Raw genomic sequence first — 22228 nt, forward strand, 5'->3', positions numbered from 1 at the left:
TTTTTTTTGAGAAAAGTGCCATATCAAAAATAAGATTTTCTATACCACTATAAGGAATGCTACCTAAAACAATGGCAACTTTCAATCGAGCTGCTCTATAAATAATTTTATTCTATCAATTGATTCACTTATACCAAGTATCTCAATCATCTCAGAAAGGCCAGGCCCTGCGCTTTTACCACTAAGAGCTATTCTTATACCTTGAGCCACATTGACTACTTTTTCACCAAACTCAGTAGCTAAATCGTTAACAAGCATTTGAAAATTATCGTGCGTAAATTCGACTTTTTTAATTTTATCAATAGAAGCAACTAAAATGGCTTTTGTATTTTGATTTGTGTATTTTCTGGTGCCCTTTTCATCGTAAATTTCTGGTCTTGAGCAAAAAAATTCTATCGATTGGGCTAAATCAACCAGTGTTTCAACGCGTGGCTTCATAACTTCGATGGCTTTTTCTACATACTCTTTGTCTTGATTTTTGCAATTTTGACTTAAAAATTCAAAAGAAAGCCCATATAAATCTTTTGTCTGTGTATTTCTTATGAAATACCCATTCAGCCATAGTAATTTTTTATGATCAAAAACCGCTGGCGATTTATTCAAACCTTCTAAGTCAAAGTATTCAAGTAATTTGTCCATAGTAAAAATTTCCTCATCGCCGTGTGACCAACCAAGCCGCGCTAGATAGTTAAGCAGGCTTGCAGGCAGAAACCCTATTTGCTTGTACTCAATGACGCTTTGAGCACCATGTCTTTTTGAGAGTCTTTTTTTGTCTGGACCAAGAATCATTGGTATATGGGCAAATTGAGGTGCTTTTGCATTTAAAACACTATAAATGTATAACTGTTTTGCCGTGTTTGTAATGTGATCATCACCTCTTATGACATGCGTTATATTCATTTCTATATCATCTACAACATTTGTAAAATTGTACATAAAACTACCATCTGAGCGCTGTAGTATAAAATCATCAAATTCCTTACTTGAAAATTTCAACTCACCGTGCACGCTATCATTAAAGCTTACATCTTTTTGCGGTAAATTAATTCTTACAACATAAGGCTTATCTAAATTTTCTTTTATATTTTTACAAAACCCATCATAGTGCGGGTTTTCACCTTTTTTAATCTGATCTCTTTTAAGCTCATCAAGGCGTTCTTTTGTGCAGTAACACTTATACGCAGTGCCATTTTTTAGCATATTGTCAATGTAAGCCTGGTAAATATACGTCCTTTGGCTTTGGTAATATATCTCATCCCATTTTAAACCGCACCACAACAAAGCTTCAAGAATGGATTCTGTATATATTTGTTCAGATCGCTCAAGATCCGTATCTTCTATGCGCAAAATAAAAGCGCCATTGTTTTTTTTTGCATATAAATAATTATACAACGCAGTTCTTAAACCCCCAATATGTAAATGTCCCGTAGGTGAGGGGGCAAATCTAAGCCTTTCCATTTACTTTTTCTCCTTCGTTTGACTTGAAGTCTGCTTTTTGTTGGGATAAATCGTTACATCAACGCGTTCGTTTTTTGAGCCTTGAGCAACGGCGTATTTTTTATCAAGGTAATAAACTATCATATCAGACTTTATAACATTTTTATCGCTTTTTACATATGCATTGCCAATTAATGTAATTTTCTGATCTTTAAGTTCATAGATGCCTTCATTTGCTTTGGCTAATTTGTTTGGCTGTGTAATTACTACATTGCCAATACATACTATCTTCGAAACATCGCCAGTATTCTTATCCTTATAAACATCCATTTTATCTGCGTATAGCGTTGCATCTTTTCTTTTAGCCACAACATTGCCAATAAATGTGTATAGGCCAATATTTTCCTGTGCAATCAATTTATTAGATGTTATGTTTATAGGTATTTTTTCTTTTTTAGCGCTTTCAATAGAATTATTTGCCAATGATAAATTAACTAAAACAAAAAAACTTAAAACAATAAGTAATATATTTTTCATTATAGTTTTTCCATAATTTTTTTTCTTATTTGTTCAAGAGCTTTTTTTCTATGCGATATTTTATTTTTAATCTCGCTTCCAAGCTCAGCTAAAGTCTGATTGAAACCTGAGGGGATAAAAATGGGGTCATAACCAAAACCATTCTCACCTTTTGGTTCAAATGCGATTGTGCCTTCAAGAATTCCTTCTGCACTTATTATTTCTTTATTAATAATAGCCACCATGCAGCAAACAAAACGCGCTTTTCTATTTGCCGTATGCTTTAGCTCTTCAAGCAATTTTCCATTGTTTTGAAAATCATCGCCACCAGAATACCTTGCGGAATAAACTCCAGGTAAACCTAGCAATGCTTGCACTTCCAAACCAGAATCATCCGCCAATACAATATCACATAAATGTTCAATACTTTTTGCTTTTATCAGCGCGTTTTCGCAAAAAGTATGACCCGTTTCTTCTGGGGCGTTGTAGTCTTTTGTTAATCCTATCACATTAAAGTCGCTAAAAATTTTTTTTATTTCTTTTAATTTATGTTCATTAGAGGTCGCAATAATTATTTTAGGTGCTAAAGGCATTTCCCCAATCCTTCATAAATTTTTTTATACCCACATCGGTCAGTGGATGGTTGAACATTAATTCAAGCACATCAGGCGGAATTGTCGCAATATCAGCACCTAGCATTGCTGCTTCTACCACATGCTTGGGACTGCGAATACTTGCTACTATAATTTCGGTTTTGAAGTTGTAATTATCAAAAATTGTCTTGATTTGTTCCACAAGCTCCATACCTTCTTGCGAAATATCATCTAATCTACCAACAAACGGGCTTACATAGCTTGCGCCAGATTTTGCTGCAATAAGTGCTTGAGATGCGCTAAAAACTAGTGTCATGTTCACTTTAACATTTTCTTTGCTCAATATTTGCGTAGCTTTTACCCCTTCTTTTGTAAAAGGTATTTTTACTACCACATTTTTAGCTAGTTTTGAAAACTCCTTTGCTTCTTTGATCATTTCTATAGAATTAGAGCCAATAACTTCAACACTAACTGGCCCATCAACTATTTTTAGAATTTCTTTAATGGTGGGCAAAAACTCTTTCCCTTCTTTTGCAACAAGTGATGGGTTTGTGGTAACACCGTTAACTAAACCCAAGCTTGTAAAATAAGTGATTTTGTCTAAGTTTGCCGTGTCTAAGAAAAATTTCATGTTCGCCTCCCTACCTTATCTTCATATTGTTTTTTACACTTTTTAGAGCAAAAAAACAAATTTTTGTAACGAATTGCTTTCTTTTTCGAAAAATATATACCACAATTTTCACATTTTACCAATTCATCCAAATAAGGCTTGTTGTTGTTTTGTTTTATTCTTCTTTTTTTTCTTACAATATAGTAAATATAAACAATAAACAAAAAAAACAAAAACAGCTTAAGCATTTCTTACGAGCACTTTCTTTATGTTTTTACTATTGCGTGATTTAATTTCGAAGATAAAATTCCTGTAGGTTATTTTTTCACCTTTTTGAGGAATATAACCAAACTTGTAAAGCAAAAAACCGCCCAACGTTTCATATTCTGGAGCTTTTTCAATAGTTGCGCCTAAAGCTTCACTTAATTTTTCTATTTCTATATCTGCATCAACCAAAAGACCATCTTTTGTATTTATAATTTTTTGTTCTACTACGTCGTACTCATCTTCTATTTCGCCAAAAATCTCTTCTAAACAATCTTCTATAGTCAATATGCCACTGCAGCTGCCGTACTCATCTACAATAACCACCATTCTTAAGCCTTCTTTTTTCATTTTTGAAAATATATTTTCTATAGGCGTGTACTCTGGAAAATATACAGGCTCTTGCGCATATTTTTTAAGTGATTCGTCTGCTTTTGCATCAACTAAGTCGTAAATATTTACAATTCCCACTATATTATCGACCCTTTCCCTAAAAACAGGTATTCTTGTATAATCGTTATCTTTATTTGCTAAAGTCAAATCACCAATGGTTTGGTTTTCTTCCAGCGTAAACACTTTTTTTAAAGGAATCATAATTTCCTGTGCTTTTTTCTCTTTGAAAGTTACAATTTGGTCAATCATTTCAGCTTCTAGATCTGAAATATTTCGCTTAAAATACTTGCTTTTAACAATCATTTTTATTTCGTCTCGTGATAGCACGCTTTGTTTGAGTTTACTACTAAAGCTTTTTTGCAAAACATTTGATAAGTAAAACATAAAAACAATAATGGGGTAAAATATCACATTAAATACATACACAACAAGTATGGTTTTTCTTGTTAAAAATAATGGATAATTTCGATACAGTATTTTTGGCAAAATTTGACCAAAAATAACAGCCATTGGCCACAAAAAAATTATAGAAACAAACGGGTTATTGAAGATATTTTCGCTTAAATAAGCTCCAATATACGAAGAAATTACAAGGCTAACATTTGTGCCAACTAAAGCTGCAGAAAGTAACTTTTGAGGGTTTTTTGAATATTTTGATATGATAGATGAAATTTTTGATCTAGAATCAATGTGCTCGGGGTTAAGCGACAAAATACCAATCTCTGCTCCATCAAATATAGCTTCAAGTAATGTAAGTATGATGATGATAATAATAAACGTTAAAATCATTAACTAATTAAACCATTAACAATAATATTAATTGCCTCTTCTTCATCTAAGCCTTTTGACATTAGTATATCTAACTGGTCTTGCCTTATGCGTCCAACGCTTGCTTCATGCGTTAGTTCTGATTTTTCATTGACTACCTTCAAAATTGGTACAGTGGATACCAAAACTTCAGAGCCTTTTACAACTTCATTGCACTCAATATGGCCTTTTGAGTAGGCGCCATTTCCATAGGCTTCATTGATTACATTAGCTTGAGTAGAATCAGTTGCAAAAATAGACGACTTTGCTATGCCAGACGCATACTGGCCATTTAACCTCAAAACCTCTTGGATATCAATTTTATCGTCTTTCTTGCCGTAAATTTTGCTTTCCAAATCAGCTTTTGCATAATCATCTATATCAAAATCCATAACTACATTGATTCTACCAATACGGGTTTTTGTAGCATAAAACTTACTTTGAAAAAACGCATTTTTATCTAACTTTGCATATGTAATTGTTTCAACAAATATACCACCATTTTCATCGTGAAAATGCTCGTCTTCATAGGCTACAAATGAGTTTTTACCTATATACATCTGAGAAATCATCTTATGGTGCAACTTTTCGATTTTGGTTAGAATGCAGTGAGATTTAAACTTCACTTTAACATTTGAACCTATATTATAGTTAAACTGCAACAGTTGCTCGCCTTTTTTTTCCAAAAAACCTGTGCATAAATGGACTGGTATAGGTATTACCGTATTATCCTCTATGTCAACATCGATTATTACAACACCATCACCGCGCGTTTTTGATCTAACATCTATGCCCTTTAGCGTATTTAAACCCACAACTTTGTTCCCGCTTACAATTATAGAGGCCACACCTTTATTTTTAAGCGATTTATCGTTTGTATTTTTTTCGTATAACTCAACTAATTGGTTAAACTCGTTTTCGTATGCTTTTACTATATCAATCATATTTCTTGCTCCTTTGGCGTATTTACATTATCGCATACATCGCATGTGCTTCTATAGTAGTCTATAATATCGCTACATGCACCACTTTTTAGCACTCTACCATCGCAAATCAAATAGGAATAATCACTGTGGTTTGCAATTTCTTCTCTGTGAGTTATAACGATAACGCCTGTGTCATTTTCTTTTAAGTGTTTCATAATATCTACTATCATATCTAAACTCATCAAATCTATACCTGAATCTGGCTCATCCATAATTAAAAATTTCGGCTTTAATAGTATACAACTTGCAATTTCCACCCTTTTGCGCTCACCGCCTGATAATTTTTTATCAACAAAACGCGATAGATAAACATCGGGGTTGAGTCTTACTAGATTTAATGCTTCTTTTATATCATCTAATTTTATTTTCCCACCCAAACTTAAATAATTTTTAACACTTAAACCTTCAAATCGAGCAGGCTCTTGCCACAGCAAGCTAATGCCTAATCGAGCACGATCTGTAATGCTAAAATTTGTTATATCATTGTCGTCTAAGTAAATCTTTCCTTCATTAGGTTTATAATCGGACAATCCCATTATTATATAAGCAAGTGTTGATTTACCCACACCATTGCTTCCAATAATGGATGTAATTTTTTCTTCTTCAAAGCTGATGTTTACACCTTTTATGATTTCTTTTGAGTTGCGAGAGTATTTTATATTTTCTAATGTTAACATATTGTCTCCTTATTAAATTGTATTCTAAACTAATTCCATGTCAAGTTTCTTTAATCTTTCAATCTCATCTCTAAACTCAATGGCTTTTTCAAACTCCATTTTTTCGGACGCTTCTTTCATTTGCCTATAAAGCTTACTTATCATTTTTGGCAAATCTTTCTTTATTATGCCATCAATTTTTGGGTTTTCCAAATAATCCAAATTGCACATTTCCAAAACCTTACTATCTTTATTTTTTATTATTGTTGTAGGCGTTATATGATTTTTTATATTGTGACTTTCTTGAATTTTTCTTCTTCTTAGCGTTTCATTTATTGCTTCCTGCATTGATTTAGTCATATTATTTGCATAAAAAATTACTTTAGAAGTTGCATTTCGTGCAGCTCTTCCTGCAGTTTGTATAAGGCTCGTTTTGCTTCGCAAGAAACCCTCTTTGTCTGCATCCAATATTGCTACTAAATTTACCTCTGGTATATCAAGGCCCTCTCTTAGTAAATTTACGCCTACAAGACAGTCAAACTTATCGTTTCTAAAATCCCATATAATCTTCGCACGCTCAATTGCGTCTATCTCAGAATGCATATACTTTGCCCTAAGCCCTAAATTATTGTAATATTCGCTTACATCTTCTGCCATTTTTTTTGTAAGTGTCGTCACAAGTACCTTATAACCTTGATTTATGCTATTTTTAATCTCACCAAACAAATCATCTATCGCCCCATCCATAGGCTTTACTAATATTTCTGGATCCATAAGTCCCGTTGGTCTAATAATCTGCTCTACTATGTATGGTTTTGATAGTTCAAGCTCAAATTCAGATGGTGTAGCCGAAACAAATATTACTTGATAATTTTTTTCCATAAATTCATTGAATTTAAGTGGTCTGTTATCCAAAGCGCTTGGCAACCTAAAGCCGTAATTTACGAGTGTTTTTTTCCTTGAGTAATCACCTTCATACATACCTCTTAATTGTGGGATTGTAACATGAGATTCATCTATAATTAACAAAAAATCCTTATTAAAGTAATCTATTAAAGAAATAGGGGGCTCACCTGGCGATCTACTTGAAAAATGCAAGGAGTAATTTTCAATACCGCTGCATGTGCCCGTTTGTTCAATCATTTCAAGGTCAAAATTAACCCTTTCCTCTATGCGTTGGGCTTCCAAAAGCTTATTTTGGGATTTAAAAAATTGAATGCGCTCCCTTAACTCCTCTCTTATTCTATGAATCGCTATGTTGCGTTTTTGCTTTGTAGATACGTAGTGGCTTGCTGGAAAAATAACCACAGAGTCTTTTTTTTCAATCAATTTGGCAACAAGAGGATCAAAAATGGATATTTTTTCAACTGTATCGTCAAAAAATTCAATTCTTAAAGCCATGTTTTTAAAATAAGACAAATACACATCAACAACGTCACCCCTTACGCGAAAATTACCCCTTTCAAAATCAATATCGTTTCTCTTGTACAAAAGTTCAACCAGTACTTCTAAAAATTTTCTGATGTTTAATTTATCGCCAACACTTATCTTAAAAGACATGCCTTCATAATCTTCTTTTTCGCCAATGCCATATATACACGAAACGCTTGCTACAACAATAACATCTTTTCTTGTAAGCAAGCTCATCGTAGCTTTTTGGCGAAGTCTGTCTATCTCATCATTAATAGATGAGTCTTTTGCAATATAGGTATCTGTGCGGGGTACATAGGCTTCTGGTTGATAATAGTCGTAATAGCTAATAAAATACTCAACCGCATTATTTGGAAAAAAATTCGCAAATTCTGTATAAAGCTGACTTGCAAGCGTTTTATTATGAGAAATTACCAGTACAGGTTTATTTATATGTTTAATTAAATTTGCTATTGTAAAGGTTTTGCCACTGCCTGTTACGCCAATCAATGTTTGGAATCTAACACCTTTTTTTAGGTTGTTAACCAAACTTCTTATTGCATTTGGCTGGTCGCCTGTGGGCTTATAATCTGAGTGTAGATCGTATATCATCTTTAAATCCTATCTATTAAACAATCTGTAGAAGCTATTTTATCAATAAATAATATGCCGTCTAAATGATCAATTTCATGTTGAATTACAACCGCTTCAAATCTTTTTGCTTCAAGCGTTTGTTTTTTGCCATTTAAATCTATATAACCAACTGTTATTTTTTTTGGCCGTGAAACGTAGGCTAAATAATCTGGTATGCTAAGACAACCTTCTTTTGTAACTATACCATCTAAGCTCTTTTCAAGAATCGCCGGGTTTATCATTATTATCCTTCCATGATTTTTGTTTTTTGTTTTTGACACATCTACTGCAACAATTCTTGTCAAATATCCGATTTGCACAGCAGCTATGCCCACACAATGATTATAATAGTCAAGCACAAATGTGAGCTTATCTGCAATAGACAATATTTCATTATTAATAGAATCTACATCAAGCGATTGTTTTTTTAAAAGTTTGTCTGGAAACTTTACAATTTCTATCATTCATATACTGTAAGACTCGATCGGCCTAATTGAAAAATCAACATCCATTTCTTTCGAAATTGCGTTTATTGTACTATTGACAGAACTAATGTTTACATCCATTGGTACTTCAACTTCCAAAACCATAATGTATATATCTTTCTTCGATCCAGAAACCCGAGTCTTTAAGTCAACAATATTTATATTTAAATCACATAACGCTTGAGTAACTTTATATACAATACCTGGTTTATCACTACCATAAATTGAAATCATATATTTTTTTACTTCTTTTAAAGGCTGGTCCACTGCGTCAATTTGTCTTGCAGAAATGCTTAATTGCAAGTTTTTTCTAACATTTGCAAAAGCTTTCTTTAACTCCAATAAGCTAATTATAGAAGTATTTGAAATAATCAGTATCATGGAAAATTGATCTTTTAGTAATGTTGAAGAAGAATCCTCTATATTAAAATTCAGCTCGTATAGTACTTTTGCCACACTGGCAACAATGCCTGGCTTATCCTTCCCAATAACCGTTAAAGCATAATAATACTTCATACTACAGCATAATTATAAGTATTTTTTTTAAAAAAACAAATTAAACTTTTCCATACTTAAAGGATATAACTATAGCGCTTATAATAAATGCAATGCCAACAAATTGCCATAAGCTAATGGTTTGAGCAAAAAAAATATACGCCAAAATTGAAGAGCCAATAATTTCTCCAAGCGTAGTAATTGCTATAGCGGTTGCTTTTAAATACTTTAGCGCCCAATTAAATGCGCTATGGCCTACAAGCTGCGGTATAATTGCAAGGAGAAATATAAAAGAAAAATCCCTTGTGCTATAGTGAAAAGCATCCACATTGGCAAACATTACCATGATAGTTATGAAAATGGCAGCCGATGAATATACTACAGTAATATATTTGTTTGTATCCATACTTTTTCTAAGTTGAGCCCCAATTATAAAGTAAAAACTCACGCTAAAAGCACCAATTAAAGCTAACATATCCCCAAATAAAGCTACTTTGTCAATTTTAGAGCTAAATAGATTACCATCATTTACTGTTATAATAATCGTTCCAATAAAAGATACAATTAACGCTAAAACCATCTTAAATGTAATTTTTTCTTTCATTAAAAACAGCGATACCAAAACTACAAAAAAGGGGTTAGTGCTAACAAGCACCACTGAGCTTGCGATAGAAGTGTATTTTAGTGAAGCAATCCAAAAATAAAAATGCAACGCTAAAAAAACACCACTTAAAAAACCAAGCAAAAGCTCTTTTCTTGATAACGGTAGTATTTTGTTCTTTTTTAAAATGTTAATAAGCAATAATATTAGCGCTGCAATATCAAGCCTATACATTGATAATACTATGCTTGGCACATTGGCACATTCCTTTATAAATATCGAAGCAAAGCTAACGCCAATTATACCTATTAAGCTGGCTAAAATAATTTTATGCTTACTCAAAACTATGCTGTGTCCTTGCTATTATTTCATTTTGTAGCTGTTCATTTAAGTGACAAAAATAATCGCTATACCCGGCCACCCTTACAATCAAATCAGAGTAATCCTGCGGTTTTTTTTGGGCTTCTTTTAAGGTATTTGCATCTACTACATTAAACTGCACATGATGCCCATCAAGTTTAAAATACGATCTAATTAGACTCACTAAAGCATTTATACCTTTTTGATCTTTTAGTAAATCAGGTGTAAACTTCATATTAAGCAGTGTTCCTCCGGTTTTTATATGATCCATTTTTGATGCAGATTTTATCACAGCTGTGGGTCCTTTTCGATCTGCTCCTTGGGTTGGCGATATACCTTCTGAGATAGGAATATAGGCTAGTCTACCATCTGGCGTTGCAAGCATCTTCGACCCAAAATACACATGCACAGTTGTTGGCAACATATTTATCCTAAAGGTTCCACCTTTATAAGTAGGCTTGCCATCAATATTTTTAAAAAATTCATCGAATACTTCTTGCATTATGCTGTCAGCAAAATCATCATCGTTGCCATATTTGGGTGCTTTATTAAGCATTATTTGTCTTTGGATTTCAAAACCTTCAAAGTTTGATTTTAGCATTAAAAGCAAATCATTCGGCTCTATTTTCTTTGTATTAAACACAAGGTACTTTATGCTCGACAAACTATCTGTAACTGTTCCTATGCCTGTGCCTTGTATGTAGCACGTATTGTACCTTGTGCCACCTGCGTTGAAGTCTTTGCCGTTTTGTATACAATCATCAATAAGCACAGATAAAAATGGGACAGGGCAATATTTTGCATATATTTGCTCAATCATTAAACTGCCTTTCATTTTGATATCAATAAAGTACTGTAATTGCTTTTTGTAGGCATCGAAAAATTCATCAAATGTACTATAGTCTTGAAAATTTTTTATTTTCAAACCGATTTGCTTGCCAGTAAGAGGATCTATACCATTATTTAATGTGATTTCTAGCACCTTTGGCAGGCTAAAATATCCAGTTAATGTGTAGCTTTCTTTGCCAAAAGCCCCAGATTCCACACAGCCGCTTGTGCCGCCAAGTCGTGCATCCTCTATAGATTTGCCTTGCCTTAATAATTCTTGCACTACAGAATCCGCATTAAAAATAGCCGGTTGTCCAAATCCAGTTTTTATTACATCTATAGCCCTTTTTATGAACTCATCAGGTGTTTTTTTGCTAACATGAATTGAAGGGTTTGGTTGCACAAGCCTCATTTCTTCAATCACATCCAGCGTTAGATAAGATAGCTCATTAACACTTGGATTGCCTTTTTCACCCAAACCACCTAAATTAATTTGGGCAAAATCCGTATACGTTGAGCTCTCCTGCGCTGTCACACCCACTTTTGCAACCGCTGGATGGTTATTAAATTTTATCCATAAACACTCAAGTAGCTCTTTTGCCTTTTGCTTTGTTAAAATACCTCTTTCAATATCCTTTTTGTAAAATGGGTATAGATGCATATCAAGCTTACCAGGGCTAAATGAATCCCAACCATTAAGCTCGGTTATTACGCCAAGATGTACAAACCAGTAATACTGAATTGCTTCATAAAAAGTTTCTGGCTTGTAAGCTGGCACTTTGTTACAAATCCTTGCAATCTCTAAAAGCTCTTGCTTTCTAGTGGGGTTTTGCTCTGATTGGGCTATTCTTAAAGCTTCTTTTGCGTATCTATTTGCGAATTTTATAATTGCATTTGCAGCAATCTTCATTGCATGGAGTTCTTCTTTTTTGCTCAAACTTTCTGGATCATTTTTTGAATTGTTGAGTGTTTCATTTATCTGGTCAATGATGTCAAGCATACCCATTTTATAAATTTTATCGCCCAAAACCGTATGACCAGGTGCGCGCTGTTCCATAAATTCGGTAAAAACACCAGCTTCAAATGCATCAAGCCACGCTTGATGCATATTTGAAAATATCTTTTCCCTTATAGTTTTGCCACTCCAATAGGGTATTATAGCATCTTTATAAAGCAAAAATACTTCATCATCAACCCTATAGGGGACCTTAGATCTTTCATTTAAAATTTTTAAATCTTGTAATGAGTGTAGATTGATTTCTGGATAAGTTGGCGTCGCCTTAGGAAACTCCCCACGCTCTCCCACTATCAATTCATCGTCAAGTAGTGTTACTTTTTTATTTTCCAAAATATACTCAAATGCTAGCGCCCTTTTTAAAGGTATGCTGTCAACATCATTTTTTTTGTAAAACTCTGTTAAAAGCATTGCTCTTTCGGCGGAAATTTTTTCTTGAGCGTGCAAGCTTTGTTCGTATAGTTTTTTAATACGAGCGGTGCAACCCCTTAGTGTTTTTGGTTGTTTAAACCCTACAATTGAGCAACTCGTTTGCATATTAGCCTCCTATATTTACAATAAATTCTTGAGACTTAAAAAAGTTTGCTATTGAATTAACTGCTTCATCAGATGGTTTTTTAATATGTTGAAGTTTAAATTCCATATTAAGCCGCCTATACTTATCAAGCATTATATTGTGATAAAAAAGCAAATCTATCTTGTGAATCTTTAGTTTTTTCAAAAATATAGCAGTTTGAGAAAGATTATCCAAATTATCATTAATCGTTGGTATTATCGGTAGCCTTATAGTGATTTTGTCTCTTGCGGCGCAAGAGAGTTTTTCTAAATTTTCAAGAATGATTTGATTTGATACGCCTGTGTATTTTTTGTGCAATTGTGGATCCATTATCTTTAAATCGTACAAAAACTGGTCAGTATAGTCTAAAATCTTTTCTATATTTGAAAAGTTTGTATAGCCTGAAGTATCAATCGCAATATTTAGATAGTAATCCTTTAGTTTTTTAACCAAATACAATAAAAATTTGGCCTGAGAAAATGGTTCTCCACCAGAAATTGTAACACCACCCTCACTGTAGAATACTTTATCTTTTAATATTTCTTCAACCAATTCATTTATGCTGTAGAGTGCTCCAATTTCAGATAGGGCGTTTGTAGGGCAACTCTTTGTGCAATCCAAGCACATGTTACATAAAAGTTTGTTGATATGAGCTTTGTTGTCAATTATTTTAATGGCTTGTTTTTTACAAATATGTTCGCATGTCTTACAATTTATGCATTTGTTTTCATAATGCACTAATTGTGTTTTAAAACTTTGACTTTCTGGGTTATGACACCAAAGGCACGACAAAGGACAACCTTTAAAGAATATTGTTGTCCTGATACCTTCTCCATCGTGAATAGAATATCGCTTAATATCAAAAATTAGACCTTTCATTGTCTAAAGTAATACTCCATAATAAATTTTTCCTGCACACTAAAAGACCAATGAACATCCTTCATAAATACAGCTGCCTTAAAACAATCTTTTTCCAACAATTCTATGAAAGAATCATGTTCTGTTGTTGATCGCTTTTCCCACTCTGGCAAATAATGTGCTTTTTTTGGAAAATCATAAAGCCTTTGTCTTAAGTTTTCAATTATTTTTAGGGCATAGTGATTTTTACTTAAATTTAAGTATGAGTTGTGAAAATTTAAATTGTTTTTATAGTACAAGTCAAAATTTGATTCATCAAGTGCTTTTTGCATCACATCATTGTAAACTTTTAGTTTTTCAATCAATTGACTGTCAATATAAAGACACAGCTGTTGTATAATAGCGCATTCCAAAGCTCCAATTATTTCATAAAAATACTTAACATCATCTACACTAAGTTTATTAATCAATATACCTTTTCTTGGCTTTATCGTAACGAAACCATACATCTCAAGTTGCAACAGAGCATCTCTTAAAGGTGTTTTGCTAATTTTTAGCAGATTTGATAAGGCATTGATATCAATATAGTCGCCACCTTTTAGATTTTGTTTGTTTATCTGTTCCTTTAAGTACTCGTATACTTGTTCCCTTAAAGACTTTAAATTAATTTCCATCTGATATCTGATATATCACATATTTTATTAAAAAAAGCCACGACTGTGGCCCGTATTTAATTTTTTCATTCTCTTCTCCCCATCCCAAACAGGTTTAAAAGCATTAAGAAAAGGTTAATAAAGTCAAGATATAAAGCCAAAGCACCAATTACAGTGCCTTTTAAAACTAAAGAGCTATTGTCTGCATCAATTGTGTAACTCATTTGTTTCAATTTTTGATTATCGTAGGCTGCAAGACCAGCAAATACTATAACGCCAATTACACTTATTACAAAATACATCATTGGACTTTTGAGAAATATATTTACCACACTTGCTATAATAACACCTATTAAACCCATAAACAAAAAATGGCCAAAGCCCGTTAAATCTTTTTTTGTAGTCAAGCCAAATAAACTCATAACTAAAAACATCAAAGCACTTGTTCCAAATGCTGAAGCAATAACTGTTTGCGTGTATGCTAAAAAGATGAAGGATAGTGTTACACCATTGAGTAAACTATACAGTATAAATAAAAAAGCAGCAACTTGAGCATTTAGCTTATTAATTCCCGCACTAATTGTGAACACTAGGCCTAATTCCCCTATTATTAAAACCCAAAACAAAATAGGATTTTTGGCAATTATACTCAAGGCTTGAGGGCTGGTAGAAAAACCATAGGAGATTAAAAAAGTTAACCCTAAACCCAAAAACATCCACAAATATACCTTACTTACAAAAGCTGACGTGCTTATTGCTTGATCTTGTGTTCTTAATATTGTATTTGACATACCTCAGACCTCCCTTTTTTAGATTATAATCAATTTTACGATTTATTCAAGCGATCTAGATCCGATTGATACAATAACTATACCTAAAGCAATAAACACTAAACCAACCAACGCAGATAGGTAAATTTTTTGGCCTAAGAATAAATTTAGGTATATAAGCGACAAAAAAGGCGTTAAATAAATACCGTTTGATATAATATGCGTTTTTAAATACTCTAGGGCTTTAAACCAAAATATAAAGCTTATACCATTTATAAATGTTCCATTAACAAACAACCAAAATAAACTTTTAAAATTCGGTATTTTAAACGTTGATAGTATAAATAGGGTTGGTGTGATAAATATTAAAACAACCAAAAAATATAAAAAAACGCTTGTGGTTTTTTCAAAATTCATCTTTTTGCCAATAACTGAGTACACAGCAGCACTTAAGGCTGCAAGGAGTGCAAAAAAATCTCCTTTAATATTACCTAGACTTATTTGGAAAATATTCCCTTTAGTTACAATAATTATTATACCAAAAAAGCTAATCAAAATAGCAAGAATTTTTTTTATTGTGAGTTTTTCTTTAAACACAAATATTGACATAATAAATAAAAATACGGGCCAGGTATAGTTTAAAATAAACGCACTTACTGGATCTCCAATAGAAAACGCTTTATAAAGCATCAGGTAATTAAAGTAAATACCAATAAAGCCTATTAAAATAATGTAAAAGTAATCTTTTTTTGTATAAGAAAAAATCAGCTTTAATTTTTTTTGTAAAATCACAAAAACAAACAGAACTATTGTAGAAATTATTGTTGAGTAAAATAACATCTGAATATTATCTAAGACAGACAGTATTTCTTTTGAAGCAATAGGTATAAGTGCCCAGCATGCTATACATAAAGCTAGATAAATATAACCTTTTTTGGTATTTGACATTATAGTATTTTACTAATAAAAAGCTTCGTGCGTTCTTGCTTTGGGTTTGTAAAAATTTCCTGAGGTGTTCCTTCTTCTACAATCTGACCATCATCCATAAACACTACTCTATCACCAACTTCACGTGCAAAACCCATTTCGTGCGTAACAACAATCATAGTCATACCTTCTTTGGCTAAGTTTCTCATAACATTTAACACTTCACCCACCATTTCTGGATCCAGTGCACTTGTGGGTTCATCAAACAACATTACAATAGGGTTCATAGCCAAAGCCCTAGCAATTGCCACACGTTGCTGTTGACCACCTGATAATTCATCTGCGTAGTGATTTGCCTTTTCTTCTAAACCAACTTTTTTTAAAAGCTCTAGTGCAAGCCTGTGAGCTTCTTCTTTAGACTTGCCAAGTACTTTAATGGGTCCAATAGTAATATTATCTATTACTGTTAAGTGTGCAAACAAGTTAAAATGCTGAAAAACCATTCCCACTTCTCTTCTTACTAAATTTAGGTTAGTTTTATTGTGTGTAATCTCAACATTATTTATGTAAATCTCGCCACTATCAACTTTTTCCAAGCCATTTAAACATCTTAAAAAAGTGCTTTTCCCTGAACCAGAAGCACCCATTATTACAACAACTTCTTTTGGCTTAACCGATAGCGATACACCTTTTAGTACTAAATTTTTTCCAAAGCTTTTTTTAACATTTTTAGCGTCTATCAATTTTGAATCTCCTTTCTAAATATCCAGAAATTCCAGTCAATGTGAAAATTATAGCTAGATATATTACAGCTACCGCAGTCCAGATTTGCAATGATGCAAATGTTGTAGAAATAATCATTTGACCCTGCCTTGTAAGCTCTGAGATGGAAATTACAGATAACAGTGATGTGTCTTTGATAGTTTGTATAAATTGATTGACAAGTGGTGGTATCATACGCTTAAAAGCTTGAGGTAATATAATATATCTCATTGTTTTATATTTTGTCATACCAATACTATAAGCTGCTTCTGTTTGACCTTTTCCTATAGACAAAATACCAGCTCTAATGATTTCTGTAAGGTATGCGCCTTCATTAAGGGACAGTGCAAGTATACCAGCAATAGGCGTAAAATAAGGGTGAAACCACTCATGTAAAGGCAAAATCATTGGAAGCGCAAAGTAAATATAAAAAATCTCAACGAGCAAAGGCAGTCCTCTAAAAATATGTACATAAACTTCGCCTGTTTTTTTGAATATGGGATTGTGTGAAATTTTAAATAATGCAAATATAAGTCCAAGAAATGTTGCTACAATTATAACAACTACTGAGTAGAACAGTGTTAGTTTTGCTCCATATATTAGTTGAGGTAAATTTTGCCAAATTACATTTAAAAAATCACTCACTATAAACTACCAACCTTTTTGAAAAATTAAAGCAGCCCTTTGGTTGGCTGCTTATCTTAAATTATTTTGTAATCAATCCAGCATTATCATCGCCAAAGTATTTTCTATAAAGTTTTAGGTATGTACCGTTTTGTAGAATTTTTTCAAGACCAGCATTTACTTTTTCAAGCAACCTTGGATCTTGTTTGCTAACAGCAATTCCATAATCTTCACCGGTTAATAATTTTCCAACCGTATGGACATTTTTATGAGTTTTTGCATAATTAATATTTACTGGGTTATCAAACACCACTGCCTGAGCACCACCATTTTGCAATTGGTTGTAAGCATCGTCAATGTTTGTAAAACGTTCTACTTTGATATCTTTCATTTTTGATAACATGATATCAGCGGTTGTCCCTAACTTTGTGGCTGCAGTTTTTCCTTTCAGATCAGCCAAATCTTTAATTGGGCTATCTTTTTTAACCAATATGGACTGTCCTGAGTGATAATATGGTTTTGAGAAATACACAACTTGAGCCCTCTGAGGTGTAATTGTCATACCTGCTACTGCCATTTGAATTGTACCCGTTTGGAGTGCTGGAATCAGACCTTGAAAATCCATAGTGTGCCATTCAACTTTAAATCCTTCTGCTTTTGCAATGGCATTTACCAAATCAACATCAAAACCTACTACTTTACCATGTTCTTGCATTTCAAATGGTGGGAAAGTAGTATCCACGCCTACTTTAACTACCGGTTCGGCTTTAGCCAAATTTAGCAAACCTAAGGAAAATACGAAAAAACTAGCTACAAAAAACACAAAAACTTTACGAAGCATACAAACCCCCTTTTAATTTTCTACTTAAGTTTTAACAAATTATAATAAAATTGTCAACTGATTTTTAATTAGATGGGGTGCGCTAATGCACCCCTAAAGTTTAAGACTTGGGAGGTCTTAAGGCTAATGAGATTATGATACCTATGATTGCTATTATCATAACTATTGGGAACACTGTAAAATAAGAGCCCGTCATGTCTTTAATTTTACCGGAAAGCAGTGTACCTAAAATTGCAGCTATACCGTATGCTGTAAATATTACACCGTAGTTTTTACCATAATATTTAGTGCCAAAGAATGTTTTTGTTGCAGTTGGTGCAATTGCAAGCCAACCACCAAGTGTAAGCCATAGCAAAGAAAATGCTATATAATAAATTCCTACGCTTTTTGATGAATATAACAAACCTGTTGCAACAGCAATTATCACAAAAGACAAAGCAGATGCGTATTTTGGAGTCAATTTATCTGTAAGCCAGCCGTATAAAGGTCTTCCTGCAAAGTTAAATACCGCAAATAATTGAATAGCACTTGCTGCTGCAGCAACAGACAACTTCAATTCCTTTCCTACAGGCGCCGCAATACCTATTGCCGTAATACCTGCCATAGCGCCAATTATATATAAGAACCAAAGTATCCAAAAGGTTGATTTTGTCATAGCTTCTGAGCGATCATAATCTTTAACAGCAACTATTTGAGTCTGAACGGTAGTTGTAGTGGATGCGACTTTAAAATCAGGTGGAGGAAATTTAAATGGCAAAGAAAGCAATACATTTATAACCAAAAATACTACACCTAAATACATAAAAGTATTCAAAGGGCCCACAGAGGCTATTAGAGCTTTGATTATTGGTGCCATAATAAGTGCAGAAAGGCCAAATCCGCCTACCGTTAAACCAATTGCTAAACCGCCTTTGTCTGGAAACCATTTAGCAGCAACGGCAACAGGACAACCATAAACTAAACCTACACCAAAACCACCGATTATCCCATAAATTAAAGCAAGCATCCCAATACTTGTGGAAAATCCAGCTAAAATCCAGCCAATTCCAACAAGTATACTACCCAAAATCATCGTATTTCTTGGGCCCCATTTTTGCATCAAATTGCCACCAATTGGCATAGCTATAGCAAAAACTGCCAAGAAGAGCATAAAAGGATAACCACTTGCAGTAGCTGAGATACTCCAGAGTTTTTCAAGAGGAGCCCTAAACAAACTAAAAGAGTAAATAGTCCCAAGCATTATGTTTACAACTAAACCAAGAATAACATAAAGCCATCTACCACCACCTGCTTGTGCAGCATCTTGAGCCATACTAAGACCTCCTTACAAATAAATTAATTGTTTGTAATAAATATATCAAATAAAATTTAATTTGTCAATTACTTTTTATTTAATTATTTGAAAATAATAAAATACAAACCTCACATTTTGATAAGGGTTAATAAATCTAATATTTTAATTGTCAAATTTTTTTGTTTAGATAATTATAAATTGAATTTTTAAAAATTTTCTGTAACATACCAAATTATGAAAACGATAGTAATATTGGGTCAAACAGCAACAGGCAAATCAGAGTTAGCATTTAGACTTGCAAAAACACTAAATGGTGAAATAATTTCTGCAGATTCCATTCAAATTTATAAATATTTTGATGTAGGATCTGCAAAACCGTCAAAGACATGCTTAAAAGAAATTAAACATCATTTGATTGATATTAAAGAACCAGATGAAGATTATAGCGCCCAAGAATTTTCGATCCAAGCCAAACAAATAATACAAGAGATTAAATCAATAGGTAAAATTCCTATGCTTTGCGGAGGCACATTGTTTTATATTGATGCGCTGCTAAATTCACTTGACTTAATTCCCCAAGTGGATTCAAAAATTAAAAACTTTTTTGATAGTGTAGGCAATGAAAATGTGATTAATTTATATAAATGGCTTAAAATTATTGATCCTAAATGGGCACAAAAAATTAACAAAAATGATAAGCAACGTACTATTAGAGCTTTGAGTGTTTTTTTACAAACTGGAAGTAGTTTAACGAATTTTTTTAATACAAAAAAGAAGGAAAATTTTTTTGAAAATTGCATGATATTTTCATTGCAAATTTCAGACAATGTATTAGAGAAAAGGATAATTCATAGAACAACAAATATGCTTGATGGACTTATAGAAGAGACGCTTAATATTATAAAAATGGGTTTTGCCCAAACAAAACCCATGCAGTCTATTGGTTATAGGCAAGCTTTACTGTATATTAATGGTAAAATAACCAAAGAAGAAATGACAGACAGTATTATAAAAGAAACAAAACTATACGCTAAAAGGCAAAAAACATACTTTAGCTCAAAGTTTAAAGATAAAAGCATCAAAGTGGATTACAAAAATGCTTTTGAAACAATTATGGAATACCTATACCAAAGCCATCTGCCTTAGTCTTTTAATACGCTCTTGAATAGGCGGGTGGGTAGAAAACAAGTTTATTATACCTTTTGCACTGAATGGGTTTACAATAAAGAGATTCTCCGTGGCAGGATTGCCTTTTAATGGTATTTGTTTTGAATAGTTTTCAAGCTTTTCTAAAGCGCTTGCTAAATATAAAGGGTTAGCGCTAAATTCTGCGCCAGCTTTGTCTGCTTCGTATTCCCTCGCACGTGATATTGCAAGCTGGATTAGCGTTGCAGCCAAAGGTGCAAATATTGCTAGTGCTATTAAAACAAAAGGGTTAGATTCTGAATCTCGATCTTTAGAAAATCCTCCAAACAGTGCAGCCCATCTTATCATATCGGCGATAATCATTATAGCGCCAGCTATAGTTGCAGCAATTGTAGAAATTAAAATATCCCTGTGTTTAATATGACCTAACTCATGCCCCAATACCCCCATTAGTTCGTTTTCATTCAGGAGCCTTAGCGCTCCCGCTGTAACAGCAATCGCTGCGTTTTTTGGGTTTCTGCCCGTTGCAAATGCGTTTGGAGCTTCCTGTGGTATTATGTATATGCTTGGCATAGGCAAATCTGCATTTTGAGCAAGTTTTCTTACAATCCTGAATAAAGCAGGATACTCGCTTTCTGTAACCTTTTGAGCGTGATATATTCCAAGCGCTATTTTATCAGAAAAAAAGTAACTAAAAAAATTCATCCCAATTGCAAGCGCAAATGCTATCAAAGCCCCACTTCTGCCACCTATTGCATTTCCAATTACAATAAACAGTGCTGTAAGTATTCCTAGTAAAAGCGCGGTCTTAACCGTGTTTATCATAATTATTACCTCCTTTTCATGTTTTTTCCATTAAAATTATAAAGCAAAAGTAAAAATTGTCAAGGTATCCTTGAATATGTTAGTTACCTGTAGTATAATTGATAACTGTATAGGAGGTGTAGCATGGGAAGTGTAATAATTACTGGTGCTTCAAGCGGCATTGGAAAAGCGTGTGCTGAAATTTTTGCAAAAAATGGTTATAATCTTGTATTAAATGCAAGAAGAATAGACAGATTAGAAGAAATTGCAAGTAAATTAAAAAATGAAAAAATAAAAGTGTTTTATAAAAAAACCGATATGTCAAATAAAGAAGATATATTTGAGTTTGTTGAATCTATACCCAAAGATTTTTACCCAATAGACATACTTATAAATAACGCTGGACTATCCCGCGGTTTAGAACCATTAGATCAAGGGAACATTGACAATTGGAATGAGATGATTGATGCAAACATCAAAGGCGTGCTGATTATAACAAAACTGATTATACCTATTATGAAAAAACAGGGTTATGGTCATATAATTAATTTAGGTTCTATTGCAGGGCATGAATCGTATCCTGGCGGAAATGTCTATTGCGCAACAAAAGCTGCTATTAAGTCTTTAACAAAAAGTTTAAGAATGGACTTAATAAGAACAAATATACGTGTATCAAGCATTGATCCAGGTATGGTAGAAACTGAGTTTAGCGAAGTAAGATTTAGAGACGCACAAAGGGCTAAAAAAGTTTACGAGAACATAAAACCATTGTATGCAGAAGATATTGCCGATGTTATATACTTTATTGCAACAAGGCCTCAGCATGTAAACATTGAAGATGTAATTATAATGCCTACTCAGCAAGCAAGCGTTTTGATTAATGATAGGGATTACAACAAATAGG

The 22228-nt window shown here is 33.1% G+C and carries 24 protein-coding genes; 2 read left to right on the plus strand and 22 right to left on the minus strand.

Translation table 11 applies throughout. From position 1 onward, the window contains the following. Positions 1 to 81 precede the first annotated feature (81 nt). The 21 genes from gltX to DESAMIL20_RS03805 form a co-directional block, all read right to left on the minus strand. Positions 82 to 1458, minus strand: a complete 1377-nt coding sequence (gltX, locus tag DESAMIL20_RS03705) for a glutamate--tRNA ligase (RefSeq protein WP_086033474.1) — start codon at positions 1456 to 1458, stop codon at positions 82 to 84. Continuing rightward, entirely contained in the window at positions 1459 to 1974 is a 516-nt protein-coding gene (gene lptA, locus DESAMIL20_RS03710; RefSeq protein WP_086033475.1) for a lipopolysaccharide transport periplasmic protein LptA, read from the minus strand. After that, positions 1974 to 2546: an RdgB/HAM1 family non-canonical purine NTP pyrophosphatase gene (gene rdgB / locus DESAMIL20_RS03715; protein ID WP_086033476.1), complete on the minus strand. Its 573-nt coding sequence runs from the start codon at positions 2544 to 2546 to the stop codon at positions 1974 to 1976. The genes lptA and rdgB overlap by 1 nt, the downstream gene beginning before the upstream one ends. Next, entirely contained in the window at positions 2530 to 3177 is a 648-nt protein-coding gene (gene fsa / locus DESAMIL20_RS03720) for a fructose-6-phosphate aldolase (protein WP_086033477.1), read from the minus strand. Before fsa ends, rdgB begins: the two co-directional genes overlap by 17 nt. Continuing rightward, positions 3174 to 3404 (minus strand): PP0621 family protein, encoded by a 231-nt coding sequence (locus DESAMIL20_RS10850; RefSeq protein WP_086033478.1) that lies wholly within the window; start codon positions 3402 to 3404, stop codon positions 3174 to 3176. Before DESAMIL20_RS10850 ends, fsa begins: the two co-directional genes overlap by 4 nt. Then, entirely contained in the window at positions 3397 to 4602 is a 1206-nt protein-coding gene (locus DESAMIL20_RS03730; protein ID WP_086033479.1) for a hemolysin family protein, read from the minus strand. The genes DESAMIL20_RS10850 and DESAMIL20_RS03730 overlap by 8 nt, the downstream gene beginning before the upstream one ends. Further along, positions 4602 to 5564, minus strand: coding sequence for a SufB/SufD family protein (locus tag DESAMIL20_RS03735; protein WP_239393386.1), 963 nt, complete (start codon positions 5562 to 5564; stop codon positions 4602 to 4604). The genes DESAMIL20_RS03730 and DESAMIL20_RS03735 overlap by 1 nt, the downstream gene beginning before the upstream one ends. Beyond that, complete coding sequence (locus DESAMIL20_RS03740; RefSeq protein ID WP_086033480.1) at positions 5561 to 6283, minus strand: ATP-binding cassette domain-containing protein; 723 nt, start codon at positions 6281 to 6283, stop codon at positions 5561 to 5563. The genes DESAMIL20_RS03735 and DESAMIL20_RS03740 overlap by 4 nt, the downstream gene beginning before the upstream one ends. Positions 6284 to 6307: 24 nt before the next feature. Beyond that, the gene (uvrB, locus tag DESAMIL20_RS03745) at positions 6308 to 8284 is read right to left on the minus strand and encodes an excinuclease ABC subunit UvrB (protein WP_086033481.1); all 1977 of its coding nucleotides are present in this window, start codon (positions 8282 to 8284) and stop codon (positions 6308 to 6310) included. A gap of 2 nt (positions 8285 to 8286) precedes the next feature. Further along, on the minus strand, positions 8287 to 8769 hold the full coding sequence (def, locus tag DESAMIL20_RS03750; RefSeq protein ID WP_086033482.1) for a peptide deformylase: 483 nt from the start codon (positions 8767 to 8769) through the stop codon (positions 8287 to 8289). Beyond that, on the minus strand, positions 8770 to 9306 hold the full coding sequence (locus tag DESAMIL20_RS03755) for a glycine cleavage system transcriptional repressor (RefSeq protein ID WP_086033483.1): 537 nt from the start codon (positions 9304 to 9306) through the stop codon (positions 8770 to 8772). Positions 9307 to 9346: 40 nt separating this feature from the next. Further along, positions 9347 to 10228 (minus strand): DMT family transporter, encoded by an 882-nt coding sequence (locus DESAMIL20_RS03760; protein WP_086033484.1) that lies wholly within the window; start codon positions 10226 to 10228, stop codon positions 9347 to 9349. Then, positions 10221 to 12626: a trans-4-hydroxy-L-proline dehydratase gene (gene hypD, locus DESAMIL20_RS03765; protein ID WP_086033485.1), complete on the minus strand. Its 2406-nt coding sequence runs from the start codon at positions 12624 to 12626 to the stop codon at positions 10221 to 10223. The genes DESAMIL20_RS03760 and hypD overlap by 8 nt, the downstream gene beginning before the upstream one ends. A 1-nt stretch (position 12627) precedes the next feature. Then, complete coding sequence (locus DESAMIL20_RS03770) at positions 12628 to 13524, minus strand: glycyl-radical enzyme activating protein (protein ID WP_086033486.1); 897 nt, start codon at positions 13522 to 13524, stop codon at positions 12628 to 12630. After that, on the minus strand, positions 13521 to 14177 hold the full coding sequence (locus DESAMIL20_RS03775; RefSeq protein ID WP_086033487.1) for a GntR family transcriptional regulator: 657 nt from the start codon (positions 14175 to 14177) through the stop codon (positions 13521 to 13523). Before DESAMIL20_RS03775 ends, DESAMIL20_RS03770 begins: the two co-directional genes overlap by 4 nt. Before the next feature lie 65 nt (positions 14178 to 14242). Further along, complete coding sequence (locus DESAMIL20_RS03780) at positions 14243 to 14947, minus strand: Bax inhibitor-1/YccA family protein (protein WP_086033488.1); 705 nt, start codon at positions 14945 to 14947, stop codon at positions 14243 to 14245. A gap of 42 nt (positions 14948 to 14989) precedes the next feature. Next, complete coding sequence (locus DESAMIL20_RS03785; RefSeq protein WP_086033489.1) at positions 14990 to 15874, minus strand: DMT family transporter; 885 nt, start codon at positions 15872 to 15874, stop codon at positions 14990 to 14992. After that, positions 15874 to 16596 carry an amino acid ABC transporter ATP-binding protein gene (locus DESAMIL20_RS03790; protein WP_086033490.1) on the minus strand — a complete coding sequence of 241 codons (723 nt, stop codon included), beginning with the start codon at positions 16594 to 16596 and terminating at the stop codon, positions 15874 to 15876. The genes DESAMIL20_RS03785 and DESAMIL20_RS03790 overlap by 1 nt, the downstream gene beginning before the upstream one ends. Continuing rightward, positions 16583 to 17260: an amino acid ABC transporter permease gene (locus tag DESAMIL20_RS03795; RefSeq protein WP_086033491.1), complete on the minus strand. Its 678-nt coding sequence runs from the start codon at positions 17258 to 17260 to the stop codon at positions 16583 to 16585. The genes DESAMIL20_RS03790 and DESAMIL20_RS03795 overlap by 14 nt, the downstream gene beginning before the upstream one ends. Before the next feature lie 61 nt (positions 17261 to 17321). Then, positions 17322 to 18080: a basic amino acid ABC transporter substrate-binding protein gene (locus DESAMIL20_RS03800; protein WP_086033492.1), complete on the minus strand. Its 759-nt coding sequence runs from the start codon at positions 18078 to 18080 to the stop codon at positions 17322 to 17324. A 100-nt stretch (positions 18081 to 18180) separates the two neighbouring features. Next, positions 18181 to 19392, minus strand: coding sequence for an L-lactate MFS transporter (locus tag DESAMIL20_RS03805; protein ID WP_086033493.1), 1212 nt, complete (start codon positions 19390 to 19392; stop codon positions 18181 to 18183). A gap of 216 nt (positions 19393 to 19608) precedes the next feature. Between DESAMIL20_RS03805 and miaA the strand changes: the two genes are divergently transcribed. Continuing rightward, complete coding sequence (miaA, locus tag DESAMIL20_RS03810; protein WP_086033494.1) at positions 19609 to 20520, plus strand: tRNA (adenosine(37)-N6)-dimethylallyltransferase MiaA; 912 nt, start codon at positions 19609 to 19611, stop codon at positions 20518 to 20520. Here the strand turns inward: miaA and htpX are convergent. After that, entirely contained in the window at positions 20497 to 21345 is an 849-nt protein-coding gene (gene htpX, locus DESAMIL20_RS03815) for a zinc metalloprotease HtpX (protein WP_162287159.1), read from the minus strand. The genes miaA and htpX overlap by 24 nt on opposite strands. Positions 21346 to 21468: 123 nt before the next feature. Between htpX and DESAMIL20_RS03820 the strand changes: the two genes are divergently transcribed. Beyond that, on the plus strand, positions 21469 to 22227 hold the full coding sequence (locus tag DESAMIL20_RS03820) for an SDR family NAD(P)-dependent oxidoreductase (protein WP_086033495.1): 759 nt from the start codon (positions 21469 to 21471) through the stop codon (positions 22225 to 22227). Position 22228: the final 1 nt, after the last annotated feature.

Source organism: Desulfurella amilsii (genome assembly GCF_002119425.1).
Lineage (GTDB): Bacteria > Campylobacterota_A > Desulfurellia > Desulfurellales > Desulfurellaceae > Desulfurella > Desulfurella amilsii.